The following is a 12,744-nucleotide window of genomic DNA, read 5'->3' as shown; positions in this document are numbered from 1 at the left end:
ATCAATTATGAAAACTGCCGACAAGCGCCTGCACTATCAGGTCCCACCCGTCAATTAACACAAATAGCAATATTTTTATCGGCAAGGCGATAGTCGCCGGCGGCATCATCATCATGCCCATGGTCACCAGAATACCTGAAACGATCATATCTACCAGTAAAAAGGGCAGAAAGATCATAAAGCCAATCTGAAATGCGCTTTGCAGTTCGCTTAGCATAAACGCTGGCACCAACTGATAAAAACTGACCTGTTCAGGCCGCATGGGTTGGGGTTCATGAGCCAATTGTATAATAAGCTGCAAGTCTTTTTCACGCGTTTGCCGCATTAAAAATTTTTTTAATGGCTCGGCCGCTTTCTCCAGGGCGGCAGTGCTGGTGATTTTTTTCTGCTGGTAAGGGATGTAAGCCTCATCATAAATGATTTTGGCAACAGGCATCATGATATACAGCGTTAAAAACAAAGCCAGGCTGATTAAAACATTATTAGGCGGTGTTTGTTGCAAACCGAGAGCGGTGCGCAACATTGAGAGCACAACAATCACCCGGGTGAATGAGGTCAGCATCATAAGCAGGCTGGGCGCCAGGCTTAAAACCGTAAGCAAGCCAAAAATTTTGAGTGCGGGCGCAATATTGTCCTGATCAAAATGAACTGCCCCAAGCATGGAGTCGATGCTGGCCGCACAACTGATAACCGGAAACAAAACAAGCAAAATAAAAAGGCTATTTCGTTTCATGACAAACCTCATAACTCAGCGGCTGAATTGCTAATGACTGAGTTGTCGATGCCAGCAGAAAACGTTGTTGCTGATATTCAATAATGTAAACTATGGTTTTATTGCCAAGGTATTTTTTTTCGACAAGCTGACAGTCTGACTTTGAAATGGCAAAGGTTTTATTTTTTCTGGCAAAGGCGAGGGCAATCACCAAAAGCAGTAAAACGGTAACCAGATACATCGGTTTTGGAGTAACAGGCTGTTTAAACGCCGCTGCTTGTCCATCGGCAAAAGCTGTGGGCAAACGGATAAAGAACAGGGCTATGAGCCACCAGATTTTGTTCATGCGCTTACCTCAGTGATTTTAAGCGCGAAACACTCTTCACAACTCATTAGTTCGCCGCGGGCAATCACCTGATTGTTAAGAACCAGATCCACCGGTTCGCTGGTTTTTTGCGCCAGGGTGAATAACTGATCTTCTTTTAACTGTTTTAATTCTGCGATAGTCAGGTTCAATGTACCTAGCCGGACAAAACATTCAATTTCTATATTACCGATCAGATCAAGGTAATTGGCATTAACTGCTGTTCCTTCATTATTGGCAGGTTGTTGTTCTGCTAATGCGATTTTTTTTATGGTGACGGTCATAGTTCCCTCGTTATCTGGATTGATTTCTGGCTTTGGATCTGGCCTGCCCGGACCTGGCAGACAGGTTGATGCTGGCCTTTTAACAATAGCGGTTTGACTAAAGGGTGGTCTGTCTTAATGACATCGCCAACCTGCAGACGCATGATTGATTGCATTGGTAATTTTAATGGCAGTAATTCCACCGCTAGCTGCAATTTCTGTTCATTAAGGGCGCTGTTCAAATCCGGCGGTGTTTTATCCGCTTTGAATTTCGGCAATCGATTCAATACCCATAATGGATGAAAATGAAGATTTAATGATTGAACCGCACTGGTTAAAGTCAGCATCAGTGTCGGTGCGCCCGGGTAGAACCAATCCTGATAATCAATGGCCTGGGATTGCAAATCAATTTCAACCGCTTCAGTCAGGTACTCAAGCAGGTTAATAAACATTTTTCGGCTGATGGCAGTGAAGCAGCCAGCGTTATCGCCAAACAGGCAATATTGCAGCGTTGACCAGTCTTCGCTATCGATCAAGGCAAGCATATCGCCATCGTTTCTGGCGATTAACGGTTTGGCTCCGGTTAATTCCGGCTTCGGCTGGACACTTAAATGACAGCCAAGCGCAAACAGAGCGTATTGCTCATTCCAGATTTGCAGCCGGGCGGCAAAATACTGGTTAAGCTGATTTAGCTCATGGCTGTTGATTAAGCGATAGGCTTTTGCCTGGGGTATTCCATTCATTTCTTCTCCAGTTCTTCGAGTAATTGTTTATCGATATCCATAATTTGCGAGCAGGCCTGGAACATACGTTGCAACACCACAATATTGGCGAATTCTGTGGTTGAATCGACATTCGATGATTCCAGTTTTTTGGATTGGATGGCTCCTAAAGCATGTTGATTGGCACGGCCAATATATCTGCCCGAGTCGCTTTTCGCACGAAACATGTTATTGTCGGTCTGAACCAGATTATTGGCCATGTCATCAAAACCGGCGAGGGCGAGATGGATGCCATTCAGTTTTTGCCCATTGTCATAATGGTAAATCAACAAGCCGTCATCATTGATGCTGAAATCATTCTGCTTGCCCATTTTGTAGCCATTCTGTTTAACGGTATTTACGGTTGTCATGGTGTGTTCAGTCGGGGTTTTCTTATAGAGCCGGAGTGAATTGTTAACATCATTTTCCGGGCTGCCGAAATTCAGTTCAACTTGTTCGCCATTAAGAGAAAACAGGATTTTATTGTTGATTTTATCGGGTATTCCCATTTCGCTGTTAATGGTAAATTGAATTGTACGTGTGTCAGTCTCAAGTATTTTGCCGTCACTGCTTTTGATTTCAACATTCCATGTATCTGCATTAGTTGGTAAAGCACCCGGAATATCAACATTACCCGAGTTGCCTGTCGGGAGTTTGGGGGAGGTCAGGGTGACAGTTACGCTATTGGCGTTACCTTGCGAATCAAAAATATTGCCTACGGTAAAAGTGATTGCGGTATATGGACCTTCATCGCTGGTCTGCTCATCCGGCTTATACTCGGGATTGGCTTCAAAAGCCAACTCACCCTTAAGCTGAACATAATTTGTTGCTTTACCAGAGCAAATCTCAGGCCCTTTATTGCTGAGCGGTACCAGACAACCATTCTTATCATAGCCTTGCACCAGACCGCCGCTGCGTTTCTCAATCATCAGGCCATCGTTGTTAAAACCAAAGGAGCCGTTGCGGGTGTATTGTAATTCGCCGTTTGGCAGCCGGACAATAAAAAAACCGTTACCGACAATTGCCAGATCGGAAACATTTCCGGTTTCCTGATAATTGCCAGCACTGAAATTGACTGATTTTCCGCCGATGGTTACGCCGCCGCCAAGGCCATATGGATTGTCGCCCTGACCAAGCGCTGAATAAAAAACATCACTGCGTTTATAGCCGGCATTGTCCATGTTGGCGACATTGTTAGAGCAATTCTGCAGACCATAACTGGCCGCCAACATCCCCGAAAGGCTGGTATAGTAGGTTGAAGATGACATGTTTTATTCCTTATTTGACTTCTTCGATATCTTTCAATGGCCTGGGTTCGATTTTATCATTGTCCATCTTTACCATAAGTAATGGTTGGGCTTCTTTAAAGCTGACAGACTGGACCTGGCCAGAGGCTTTGGTATCGCGCAAAATTACCTGTTTACCCAGAAGCGATAATGCCTGAATTCCCATAAGCATGCCGGGAACATAACGGGTTGCTTCGTTGATTTCCTGTACTTGCTGTAACAGGGAAAATTGGGCCATCTGCGCCATAAACTCTCGATTGTCAATTGGCTTCAGCGGATCCTGATAAGTCAATTCCTGCATAAAAAGCTGCATATAATCAGCTTGCTCAATACCGGTTGAAGGGGCGATTGCATCAGTCATTGTTTTACTCCATTTATCATGATCCGCTTTAATTTCAATCCGCTATTAGCCAGCCATTGCCTTAACAGATATTTAAGGCTCTGAGTTTCGCTGCGGGTAAGATTTTTGGTATTTAAAGCAATTTCAACCTGGCCGTCATGGCAGTGGAGCTGATGGTTTTTATAGACAGGCTGGTTGGACAACAGAATAAGTTTATCAACCGGCAGAGGTTCTGGTATTGAATCCGCTATGGGTTTTGAGTTTTGCTGCGTATAAATTTGGGGTGTTTCATTTTGGATTTGCCAACTGCTCTGTTCTGGCTGAACCCAGGTCAAGTTGTTAAGTGGGCAAGGGTAAGCAGGAGCAGACGCAATAGTATGACTGATTTGCGTGGTATGAATATGATCAATGGCTGTCGGGGTCACATTCGTTTTATTGAGCAATGTTTCTTTCAATTGACTGCTGAATTTTATGGTTTCTGAAAGTACAGAATCAAATGTCAGCGCTGATTGCTGCAGCTGGCGCTGGCGCGTTAAATAATATTCACCGCCGGTCTGGTTTCTGGCCGATGACCGCTGGCCATACCCGTTAGCCTGCGGTACGAGAGGACTGTTTGTAAATTCCATGTTTAATTCCTTTGTATTGCCCATTCATCGATAAAATTTTGCTGTTCTTTTTCCTGATTTTTTGCGTGTTCTTTTGCTTTCTGTTCCAGATATTTTTCCAACATTTTTAATTCAGTACCCAAACGGGTTTGCTTTTGCCGTAAAATCTCCTGTTGTGTCATTAACTGATCTTTTTTCCGGGTTAATTCATCCTGCAACTGCTGTTGACGAATGACAAAATTAAGCCGTGCGATTTCCTGTTCCGGTAACAGATAAACCGGGCTGGCACAGGCCTCGCTGATTTGGCCGGCATTAACCTGCATTTGCTCATCAAGGACGGTTATTTCCTCATTCAAAACCGCCTGTTGCTGCTTAACCTCATTAAGCTGCCAATCAATTCGTGTTTTTAGGGCAGCAAGCGTTTTGTTCATTGTAATACCTCCTGCAGACGCTGAATCAAAGTGTCATATGGCAGTGACTCATCGATATTCTGGCAAAATAAGTTCTGCAAGTTATCAATACGCTGTAGGGCGTAATCCAATTTCGGGTTGGTGCCCTGATTATAAACACCAAGTTCAACCAAGTCACGGTTTTGACGATAAATTGTAAGCAAATTGAGAATTTTCTTATTAAGCTGCTGTTTTTCCGGAGTTAAAATCTGCTGGCTCAGGCGCGAAATGCTCTGCAAGGGATCAATCGCCGGATAATGTCCGCGTTGAGCCAGTTCACGGGTGAGGACTATATGGCCATCCAGCAAGGAGCGCATGGTATCCGCGATTGGCTCATTAAAATCATCCCCTTCAACCAGCACTGTGTACAGTGCGGTAATACTGCCCTGCCCGGTAAGATTCCCGGCACGTTCTACAATTCCCGGTAACATGGCAAATACCGAAGGCGTGTAACCGCGTGTAGTCGGCGGCTCGCCGAGGCTTAAGGCAATTTCACGTTGTGCCATGGCAAAACGGGTAATCGAATCCATCATTAACATTACCGCTTTACCTTGTTTACAAAAATATTCCGCTATGGCCGTTGCGGTATAAACGGCCTGACGGCGCATTAACGCAAAATCATCACTGCAGGCAACGACAATGATCGATTTGGCAAGGGTCTGACTGTCCAGGCTACTGATAAAATCATTCACTTCACGGCCGCGTTCGCCAACCAGGGCAATGACATTAATATCACTGTTAATCCGCCTTGCGATCATACCGAGTAAAACCGATTTGCCGACTCCGCTGCCGGCAAAAAGCCCGACTCGCTGTCCTTTGCCAAGTGGAAGAAGGCTGTCGATAATATTGATACCGGTAAATAACTGTTCTGTTACCGGCGCCCTGGCAAGCGGATTGATATGGTTTGTATGAAGAGGCAGCTGTATGCCAGAGTACCTTGGTAAAAAGCCGTCGAGCAGCTCGCCGGCGGCGTTAATCACCTTACCAATTAATGCATCGCTGATTGAAATGGTCACTGCCTGATTACTGGCGCGGACCTTAAATCCCATACGCACAGGCGCCTGAGTAAAAGGCATCAGATAAACTTTACCAGCCGCAAACCCAATGACTTCTGCAGTTGTCATAACCTTATTGGCTTCATTGAGGATTTCACACCGCTCGCCAACAAAACATTGCGGCGGGCCATTCGCAACCAGTTTTAATCCGATGCACTGCTCAATTTCGCCAAAGCGCTCTATCGCCTGCAGGTTATCAAGCCAATTCTTCATGCGGCCCTCGCTGCTTAATCTGGAGTAAAAGCTGTTTTAAGCGCTCAATCTGACGCTCAATTCCGGCATCAAACAAGCCATGCTCGCTTCGGATAACACATCCGCCAAGCCTGAGGGCGTCATCCGCGCTGAGCCGGACATTTTTATGGCGGCTTAAATCAAGCGTGATTTCACCCTGTTTAAGCAGTGCCAGATCCTGCGGATGCAGACAAATTTCAATCGATTGTTGTTGGTTAATCTGGCTTAATGCCTGACTGACCTGCTGGCTTATTGTTTCCCTGGTATGTTGTTGGCGGATAAAATATTGCTGGCAAACCGCCAGAACGATATCGGCTATCTCGCCAGTTAAATGTTCGCGGTTTTGCCGGATTGCCTCGGGTATGGCGTCAAGCAATTGCTGAAGCTGATGCTGATGGACAGCGGTAGCTTGTTCCGCTTGCTGAAGCCCCTCGTCATAACCCTGTTGAAAACCGATGTTGTAACCTGCTTCCCGGGCTTGTTCTCTGATTTCGCTATTCGCTTCGGCGACTTGTTCCCCCGCAATATCATCAGTTTCAGATACCGGATTTGATTCGGTACTTCCAAGCACAATGATTTCATCACTGATGATGCTGTTTTTATAAATATCAGCCATGATTTTGCCCTGCCAGAAACTGCTCAAAGGTATTTGATTTTTGCCAATGAGCAAATAATGCTTTTTTTGTATCCGGCTTTATGGCCACTATCCGTGTTTGCAGGCAATCCAGGATAGCCTGTTCAGGATCGTGCGCTTGCAGGAAATGCTCAATCCAGGGAAAATTGCCCTGTTCAAGAATAATGGCACAGAATAACGGCGGATTATCAGCCAGTGAATTGCAGTAGGGCGGCAGTGGCTCCACGGCTGTTACAGGCAAATTGGCGGGCATCTCTACTTGCCGGAACTTTTTTGCCTGTTGCAGTAACTGCCTGCCATCAAGCGCTTCAAACTGTGCTTTCTGTTCCGGGGAAAGCCGGTTGATCAGCCACTTTTGATCGCCTTTGTTTAAACGGGCAATATTTAAAATGAGTTGTTTAAATGATTTAGCCATGTTCAATCAACCATTGTTGCAATTCATGCAGCAGCTGCTGGCGGCGCATTCGGGCACGCCAGCGCAGGAAAAGAGCTGCGCCGGCCAGTGCAAATAAACCGGTAACGCCAATCAGTATGGCCGGTTGCGAAGATTTTTTTTCAGTTATAGCTGGCAGGATTGTTGTTTCAGGCTCAGGCTGCTGATCGGCCAATAACGCTTCAACGGTAATGCTGTCGCCGCGTTGGGCATCAAAACCGGTGACTGATTTGACCAGCCGTTCAATCTGGCGAATCCTCTCTGCCGTGCAGCGTTCAGGAACTACCACGCTGATGGTTAATCGCCTGATAGTTCCATTTGCACGGATAAACTGTTGCTTTTCACGCCCGAACTGATAGCTCTTTTCGCGGGTAATGTCTTCAGTCGTCGGTGTTTTGGCCGGTTTGGCATTTTGCGCATGCCGGGTTTCTTTTTCATGGGTGACAATGCCGCTATTTTGCGGTTTGACAAGATCACGTTTGAATTGATCGTAGTTCAGGGTGGCATCGATTTTTACAATCGCATGGTCATGGGTAAAAATCTGGTTGAGCATGTGCATGGTTTTGCTGGCGAGGTATTCTTCCAGTTGTTTTTTAGCGTGAAAATGATTGAGCCCGTCATCCTCTTCTGTGGCTGTCAGTGTATTGCCGTTTTGATCAACAATGACGACATCTGTTTGTGACAGGCGGGCAACGCTTGCGGCGATCAGGCTCTGGATGCTTTTAACCTGTTGCGGCGATATTGTGCGGATTAAATGCAGATTAACTGCCGCATGCGGTTTATTATTCTCCTGTTCAAACAGATGGTTTTCCGGAATAACCAGATGGACTCGTGATTGCCGGACTTCATCAAGGCTGTTGATTGTCCGCTCAAGCTCGCCTTGTAATGCGCGCTGGTAATTAATTTTCTGCGAAAAATCCGTCATGCCGAAATCAGATTTGTCAAAAAGCTCAAATCCCACATTACTGCTTAATTGCATTCCGCTGGCCATTAATTTAATCCGCGTTTTATCAATCAGATTTTTATCAATCAGAATTTCCTGACTGTGATTTCTGACCTGATAAGCAATTCCTTCCTGCTCCAGCCGAGTCAGGATCTGGCTGGCATCACGGTTATCCAGCCGATTGAACAATATGCCGTAAGAGGGTTTTACAACCCAATAAATTAACGCGCTGGTTAATAGCAGAATAAAGCCCAGGCCGCCTGCCAACAGCAATTGCTGTTGCCTGCTTTGCGTCTTGAGCCAGTTTTGTAATTGATATAAATAATTCACTTTAAATCTGCTCTCTTAAAACGTCTTGATAAGCCGATAGCAACCGGTTACGGATTTGTTCAAGAAACTGAAATGACAATTTTGCCTCTTCCAGAGCCAACATGGTGCGGTGCAGATTGGGCGCTTGCCCGCTTGCTGCTTGCTGTAATGCCGAGTCCGCTGCCAACAGTTTGTCATTGGTACTGGCCGCGATATCAGTCAGCCAGCGGCTGAATGATGTTTTTTGCGCGCTTAAGGCTTCAGGGCTTTTTATTTCATTGGCAAAATGACTGGTTGAGATGGGATCTATCATCATCGTTCTTCCCCAATTGTTAATGTCTGTAAATACATGCTGTGGGCAGTATTAAAGATTCGAATGTTCGCTTCATAAGCGCGTGAGGCACGTAGCAGAGTTGTCATTTCATCGACTGTGCTGATACCCGGATAGGTCAGGTAGCCTTGTTTGTCGGCAAGAGGATGTCCAGGCTGATAGACTTTGTTTGGCGGCAAGCCTTGTGCGGTTACATTGATCTCGGCTAAACCGCCAGTTTCAATATTATTAAGATAATCAGCAAATGGCTTGGCAACAGCCTGAACCTGCAATGGAGTAAAACCACTGCCGTCTTTATTTTGAATGGTATGCTGATTAGCAATATTATTGGCGACAATATCTATCCGCAGTTTTTCCAGATCCATACCTTGGGCAGCTATGGCGTAAATTTGATCATAATTCATGCCTGATTCCCCTGTACGGCTAATTTCATAATGGCTAATTGATGATTTAATCCTTTGAGCAGTACTCTGAATTGAGTGGCATTTTTGATATTGAGCGCCATTTGCTGATCAATGGATGTTTGATTAGGGCTTAATTGATAAAACGGCGTGGCGGACATCAGAGTTTTATCATCCAGTTGAGCCAGTTGTTGCTCAAAATTAACTTCGATGGTCTGGTAGCCTTGGGTATTGGCATTGGCAATATTATTAGCAATGGCAGTTTGCCGCATAATCGCCGCATCTAGCGCCAGGGAAATTAATTCAGTTGTTGGACTAATAGTCATCGTTTTTTCCTTATTGGATGATTAATTCAGCATGTAAAGCGCCCGCACGTTTCAAACTTTGCAAAATGGTAATGATGTCGCGGGTTGAAGTCTGTGCCTTGGTCAATGCCGCAATCAAATCAGCAATTGTTGCTCCCTGAGCCAGTTTTACTGAATTGGCGATCGGTTCTTTGACCGTGATATTAGTCGCTGGAACAACTACTGATTTAACCTGTCTGCCAGTGGCCGCTACCAAAGCCGGTTGTGAGACGTTGTAATCAGTGGCAATAGCGATTTGCAGATTGCCATGCGAAATGGTCACTGCATCAATCCTGACATCTGCACCGGCAACAACGACGCCGGTACGTTCATTAACCACAACCGTGGGCAGGTTATCAGGGGTAATGGTGATATTTTCCAATTGACTGATAAAGCGAATATAGTGCTGCCGCGCCAGTTTCGGCGGATGGATTTCAATGATTTGGGCACTGCGCGCAAGGGCGGTATGGTTACCGAATTGCTTATTAACTGCCTGTTCAATATGGTCGGCAGTAGTGAAATCCGGCTGGTTCAGGATCAGATTTAATTCGCCGCCTTTATCGCTGATATCATTATATAGTGTTTGCTGGACAATGGCGCCGCCAGGGATTAATCCGGTAGTTGGATGATTTTTCTGAACGACATTACCGAACATATCATATTTGAAACCACCGATTGATACCGAACCTTGCGCCAACGCATAAACCCGGTTATCCGTACCTTTAAGCGGCGTAATCAGCAAAGTACCGCCCAGCAGACTTTTTGCATCGCCCAAAGAAGCGACATTAATATCAAGTTTATCGCCCTGATGCGCATAAGGCTGAAGGTTAGCTGTGACAATGACGGTGGCAGTATTGCGGCTATTAATATCCTTGGGATTAATATTGACGCCGAATGTCTGCAGCAAATTGGCAATTGCCTGGGTTGTATCCTTATTACGGCGCGAATCACCCGAACCGGCAAGCCCGATAATCAGTCCATAGCCGGTAATGGGATTTTCCTGCAGTCCTGACAGGCGGGCAACAGATTTTATCCTGACCGCCGCATGGCTGGTTGCGATGACGCCAAACAGGGTCAATAGCATAAAAAACGAAACAACGGTTTTCATCACACCAACCCCATAAACGACAAGAGCTTGTAAACATAATTACGGCGCTGGGCATCCGATACAGAGCCGTCGCCGGCATAGGTAATGCTGGCATCGGCAATACGAGTCGATAACACGGTATTTTGCGGGGTGATATCCTCGCCCCGGACAATGCCGGCAAGCAGGATAGTCTGCTGCTCGCCATTGATCTGAATCGTTTGCCGGCCTTCAATCAGATAATTGCCATTAGGCAGCAAATCTTTAATTCGGACGGTCAATGAGGCTTTAATCTTGCCGTTTCGACCGGTTTTAGCGCCGGCGCGTCCACTCCCCTCCAGGCCAAAGTTCACTTTATACTGGTCTTTGTTATAACCTGCCTCCAATGCGGTTTCGATTTGCTTATTGGACGCCAGATCGGCGCTGGTTTGCGCGTTAGAGGTTTCCATGACAATGACGGTTAGCAAATCGCCGGGCATGCTGGCGCGGCGATCGGCGATGAGCGGGCGGTAAACTGCTTCATTGAACAGGCTGACCGACCAGCTTTGTTGAATTACTAAAAATCCGCAGACCAAGAGCAGTATTCTCATCAGCGTACCTCCGCCTGTAATCTGGTTATTAACGCCTTCCGGGCCTGTTCAATCAGTATTTGCGTGGTTTTTGGACAATCTGCTGATGCGCTAGCTGAATAATTCATAATCATAAACACTATATTAAGAACGGATTTCATTGGTTATTTTTTCCAGCTCATCAGCAATCTGTACGGCTTTGGCATTTAACTGGTAGATGCGCTGTGCCATAGTAAGCTGCATTAACGAGTGCACCATATCAACATTTGAGCCTTCTATCTGACGTTGCGCCAAGGTGCCAAAACCATTGCTGCCCGGAACATCAATAATGGCATCTCCTGATTGTTCGGTTGCTTTATAAAGCCCGCCGCCAACGGGGTCGAGCGTCTCGGGAGCCAGAAAACGGGCAAGCTGGATTGAACCAAGTAATTGCGGTTCAGGATCGTCAGGCAAAATGGCAGTAATCTCGCCTTTGTCATTGATTTGGATGTCGCTTGCATCTTCAGGAATCTGGATATTATCTGCAAGGCGCAAACCATCCTGTGTGGCCAGATAATGATCTTCATCTGTACGTAAATTTGAGTTACGGGTATAGATAATATTGCCGTCATTATCTAAAACCTGAAAAAATCCGGCGCCGTTAATTGCAACATCGCTCCAGTTTTTCGACGGTTTTAGTGGCCCAACGCTAAAATCCTTGTTTGTTTTGTGAATGGCAGTACCCAGGCCAATTTTGCTGCTATGCTGGCTATCAAAAACCGGATTGCTGCCAGCAATATTCTGGTAGAGCACATCTTCAAAGATAATTTGGGTCGCCTTATAATTTGCAGTGTTTAAATTGGCTAAATCATTAGCAATTTTATCAATGTAAAACTCTTCGGCTTTCAAGCCGCTGGCTGCAATAGCAAGTGCGTCAGACATTTCCTTCTCCCAGTTGATTAATCCCTGTGGCCAGCAGGGAATCTGCTGTGCGCATTACCCGTTGCGCTGATTCAAAATGCCGTGCGGTTTGTACCATCTCCAGCATGGCATCACTTGATTTGATGTTGGATTGCTCAAGGTAACCCTGTAAAACCCGGGTAGAAGAATCAGCCAAAGGAGATTGATTGGCGGCAAATAATCCTTCACCCTGGTAGTCCAGTTGTTTGGGGCCGTTAAATTTCACCAGATTGAGTTGTTCTACTTTCTGGCTGTCGATAATCACTGTTCCCTGGCTATCGATCGTAAACTGATTATCATCAACGCGGATGGCGCCGCCTTTGCCAAGCAATACGGCGCCAGTTGCTGTGGCTAATTCGCCATGAGAATTAACAATAAAATCGCCGCGGCGAGTGTAATAAATTCCCTCACTGGTTTGAACCTCAAAATAGCCATCGCCCGCGAGAGCAAGATCGGTTGGCCGGTTTGACTGGTTAAATGTACCCTGGACATTACTCTGATCAAGCCTGAGCTGCTGATTGACCGCCATGGCATTAACCGACACCAGTTCGTCAAAAGCAACGGCTGTGACAAACTGCTTTTTGTAGCCCGGAGTCTGCATATTACTGATATCCTGGCTTATTGACTGTAATCGGTATTGATCCTGTAACAAGGCAATTTGAGTCGAGGTTATGGCATCCAACATGTTTCT

The 12,744-nt window shown here is 45.9% G+C and carries 19 protein-coding genes; all 19 read right to left on the bottom strand.

Features of this window, described 5'->3' with window-relative positions; genetic code table 11:
• Position 1: 1 nt before the first annotated feature.
• Positions 2-733 (bottom strand): flagellar type III secretion system pore protein FliP, encoded by a 732-nt coding sequence (fliP, locus tag ACFORL_RS10480; protein ID WP_382343768.1) that lies wholly within the window; start codon positions 731-733, stop codon positions 2-4.
• The gene (locus ACFORL_RS10475; RefSeq protein WP_382343766.1) at positions 720-1,058 is read right to left on the bottom strand and encodes a hypothetical protein; all 339 of its coding nucleotides are present in this window, start codon (positions 1,056-1,058) and stop codon (positions 720-722) included. Before ACFORL_RS10475 ends, fliP begins: the two co-directional genes overlap by 14 nt.
• Entirely contained in the window at positions 1,055-1,360 is a 306-nt protein-coding gene (locus tag ACFORL_RS10470; protein WP_382343764.1) for a FliM/FliN family flagellar motor switch protein, read from the bottom strand. Before ACFORL_RS10470 ends, ACFORL_RS10475 begins: the two co-directional genes overlap by 4 nt.
• Positions 1,357-2,082, bottom strand: coding sequence for a FliM/FliN family flagellar motor C-terminal domain-containing protein (locus ACFORL_RS10465; RefSeq protein WP_382343763.1), 726 nt, complete (start codon positions 2,080-2,082; stop codon positions 1,357-1,359). The genes ACFORL_RS10470 and ACFORL_RS10465 overlap by 4 nt, the downstream gene beginning before the upstream one ends.
• A complete protein-coding gene (locus ACFORL_RS10460; RefSeq protein ID WP_382343761.1) occupies positions 2,079-3,368 on the bottom strand; it encodes a flagellar hook-basal body complex protein in 1,290 nt (429 codons plus the stop codon). The genes ACFORL_RS10465 and ACFORL_RS10460 overlap by 4 nt, the downstream gene beginning before the upstream one ends.
• Before the next feature lie 10 nt (positions 3,369-3,378).
• Positions 3,379-3,747: a flagellar hook capping FlgD N-terminal domain-containing protein gene (locus ACFORL_RS10455; protein WP_382343759.1), complete on the bottom strand. Its 369-nt coding sequence runs from the start codon at positions 3,745-3,747 to the stop codon at positions 3,379-3,381.
• Positions 3,744-4,352, bottom strand: a complete 609-nt coding sequence (locus ACFORL_RS10450; protein ID WP_382343757.1) for a hypothetical protein — start codon at positions 4,350-4,352, stop codon at positions 3,744-3,746. The genes ACFORL_RS10455 and ACFORL_RS10450 overlap by 4 nt, the downstream gene beginning before the upstream one ends.
• Positions 4,353-4,354: 2 nt before the next feature.
• Positions 4,355-4,762 (bottom strand): hypothetical protein, encoded by a 408-nt coding sequence (locus tag ACFORL_RS10445; RefSeq protein WP_382343756.1) that lies wholly within the window; start codon positions 4,760-4,762, stop codon positions 4,355-4,357.
• The gene (locus tag ACFORL_RS10440; RefSeq protein WP_382343754.1) at positions 4,759-6,048 is read right to left on the bottom strand and encodes a FliI/YscN family ATPase; all 1,290 of its coding nucleotides are present in this window, start codon (positions 6,046-6,048) and stop codon (positions 4,759-4,761) included. Before ACFORL_RS10440 ends, ACFORL_RS10445 begins: the two co-directional genes overlap by 4 nt.
• Positions 6,032-6,682: a FliH/SctL family protein gene (locus ACFORL_RS10435; RefSeq protein ID WP_382343752.1), complete on the bottom strand. Its 651-nt coding sequence runs from the start codon at positions 6,680-6,682 to the stop codon at positions 6,032-6,034. The genes ACFORL_RS10440 and ACFORL_RS10435 overlap by 17 nt, the downstream gene beginning before the upstream one ends.
• The gene (locus tag ACFORL_RS10430) at positions 6,675-7,115 is read right to left on the bottom strand and encodes a hypothetical protein (protein ID WP_382343750.1); all 441 of its coding nucleotides are present in this window, start codon (positions 7,113-7,115) and stop codon (positions 6,675-6,677) included. Before ACFORL_RS10430 ends, ACFORL_RS10435 begins: the two co-directional genes overlap by 8 nt.
• Positions 7,108-8,406, bottom strand: a complete 1,299-nt coding sequence (gene fliF, locus ACFORL_RS10425; protein WP_382343748.1) for a flagellar basal-body MS-ring/collar protein FliF — start codon at positions 8,404-8,406, stop codon at positions 7,108-7,110. The genes ACFORL_RS10430 and fliF overlap by 8 nt, the downstream gene beginning before the upstream one ends.
• 1 nt (position 8,407) lies before the next feature.
• Positions 8,408-8,701, bottom strand: coding sequence for a flagellar hook-basal body complex protein FliE (fliE, locus tag ACFORL_RS10420; protein ID WP_382343746.1), 294 nt, complete (start codon positions 8,699-8,701; stop codon positions 8,408-8,410).
• Positions 8,698-9,120, bottom strand: a complete 423-nt coding sequence (flgC, locus tag ACFORL_RS10415; protein ID WP_382343744.1) for a flagellar basal body rod protein FlgC — start codon at positions 9,118-9,120, stop codon at positions 8,698-8,700. Before flgC ends, fliE begins: the two co-directional genes overlap by 4 nt.
• Positions 9,117-9,443, bottom strand: a complete 327-nt coding sequence (locus tag ACFORL_RS10410; RefSeq protein ID WP_382343742.1) for a flagellar basal body protein — start codon at positions 9,441-9,443, stop codon at positions 9,117-9,119. The genes flgC and ACFORL_RS10410 overlap by 4 nt, the downstream gene beginning before the upstream one ends.
• Positions 9,444-9,453: 10 nt before the next feature.
• Positions 9,454-10,569, bottom strand: coding sequence for a flagellar basal body P-ring protein FlgI (locus ACFORL_RS10405; protein WP_382343933.1), 1,116 nt, complete (start codon positions 10,567-10,569; stop codon positions 9,454-9,456).
• Entirely contained in the window at positions 10,569-11,135 is a 567-nt protein-coding gene (locus ACFORL_RS10400; protein WP_382343740.1) for a flagellar basal body L-ring protein FlgH, read from the bottom strand. The genes ACFORL_RS10405 and ACFORL_RS10400 overlap by 1 nt, the downstream gene beginning before the upstream one ends.
• 123 nt (positions 11,136-11,258) lie before the next feature.
• On the bottom strand, positions 11,259-12,035 hold the full coding sequence (locus tag ACFORL_RS10395) for a flagellar hook-basal body protein (protein ID WP_382343738.1): 777 nt from the start codon (positions 12,033-12,035) through the stop codon (positions 11,259-11,261).
• The gene (locus ACFORL_RS10390; RefSeq protein WP_382343736.1) at positions 12,028-12,738 is read right to left on the bottom strand and encodes a flagellar hook-basal body protein; all 711 of its coding nucleotides are present in this window, start codon (positions 12,736-12,738) and stop codon (positions 12,028-12,030) included. The genes ACFORL_RS10395 and ACFORL_RS10390 overlap by 8 nt, the downstream gene beginning before the upstream one ends.
• Between the last annotated feature and the right edge of the window lie 6 nt (positions 12,739-12,744).

The sequence above is a fragment of the Legionella dresdenensis genome, assembly GCF_042649825.1.
GTDB lineage: Bacteria > Pseudomonadota > Gammaproteobacteria > Legionellales > Legionellaceae > Legionella_C > Legionella_C dresdenensis.
This window is presented reverse-complemented; position numbering and strand designations above follow the sequence as displayed.

Bases quoted from the DNA above. Each gene is read 5' to 3' on its own strand.
- ACFORL_RS10435 (WP_382343752.1), bottom strand. From the start codon at position 6,682: ATGGCTGATATTTATAAAAACAGCATCATCAGTGATGAAATCATTGTG.
- fliP (WP_382343768.1), bottom strand. From the start codon at position 733: ATGAAACGAAATAGCCTTTTTATTTTGCTTGTTTTGTTTCCGGTTATC.
- ACFORL_RS10430 (WP_382343750.1), bottom strand. From the start codon at position 7,115: ATGGCTAAATCATTTAAACAACTCATTTTAAATATTGCCCGTTTAAAC.
- ACFORL_RS10475 (WP_382343766.1), bottom strand. From the start codon at position 1,058: ATGAACAAAATCTGGTGGCTCATAGCCCTGTTCTTTATCCGTTTGCCC.
- ACFORL_RS10440 (WP_382343754.1), bottom strand. From the start codon at position 6,048: ATGAAGAATTGGCTTGATAACCTGCAGGCGATAGAGCGCTTTGGCGAA.
- ACFORL_RS10390 (WP_382343736.1), bottom strand. From the start codon at position 12,738: ATGTTGGATGCCATAACCTCGACTCAAATTGCCTTGTTACAGGATCAA.
- ACFORL_RS10465 (WP_382343763.1), bottom strand. From the start codon at position 2,082: ATGAATGGAATACCCCAGGCAAAAGCCTATCGCTTAATCAACAGCCAT.
- ACFORL_RS10450 (WP_382343757.1), bottom strand. From the start codon at position 4,352: ATGGAATTTACAAACAGTCCTCTCGTACCGCAGGCTAACGGGTATGGC.
- fliE (WP_382343746.1), bottom strand. From the start codon at position 8,701: ATGATGATAGATCCCATCTCAACCAGTCATTTTGCCAATGAAATAAAA.
- ACFORL_RS10455 (WP_382343759.1), bottom strand. From the start codon at position 3,747: ATGACTGATGCAATCGCCCCTTCAACCGGTATTGAGCAAGCTGATTAT.
- ACFORL_RS10445 (WP_382343756.1), bottom strand. From the start codon at position 4,762: ATGAACAAAACGCTTGCTGCCCTAAAAACACGAATTGATTGGCAGCTT.
- ACFORL_RS10460 (WP_382343761.1), bottom strand. From the start codon at position 3,368: ATGTCATCTTCAACCTACTATACCAGCCTTTCGGGGATGTTGGCGGCC.
- flgC (WP_382343744.1), bottom strand. From the start codon at position 9,120: ATGAATTATGATCAAATTTACGCCATAGCTGCCCAAGGTATGGATCTG.
- ACFORL_RS10410 (WP_382343742.1), bottom strand. From the start codon at position 9,443: ATGACTATTAGTCCAACAACTGAATTAATTTCCCTGGCGCTAGATGCG.
- ACFORL_RS10405 (WP_382343933.1), bottom strand. From the start codon at position 10,569: ATGAAAACCGTTGTTTCGTTTTTTATGCTATTGACCCTGTTTGGCGTC.
- ACFORL_RS10400 (WP_382343740.1), bottom strand. From the start codon at position 11,135: ATGAGAATACTGCTCTTGGTCTGCGGATTTTTAGTAATTCAACAAAGC.
- ACFORL_RS10470 (WP_382343764.1), bottom strand. From the start codon at position 1,360: ATGACCGTCACCATAAAAAAAATCGCATTAGCAGAACAACAACCTGCC.
- ACFORL_RS10395 (WP_382343738.1), bottom strand. From the start codon at position 12,035: ATGTCTGACGCACTTGCTATTGCAGCCAGCGGCTTGAAAGCCGAAGAG.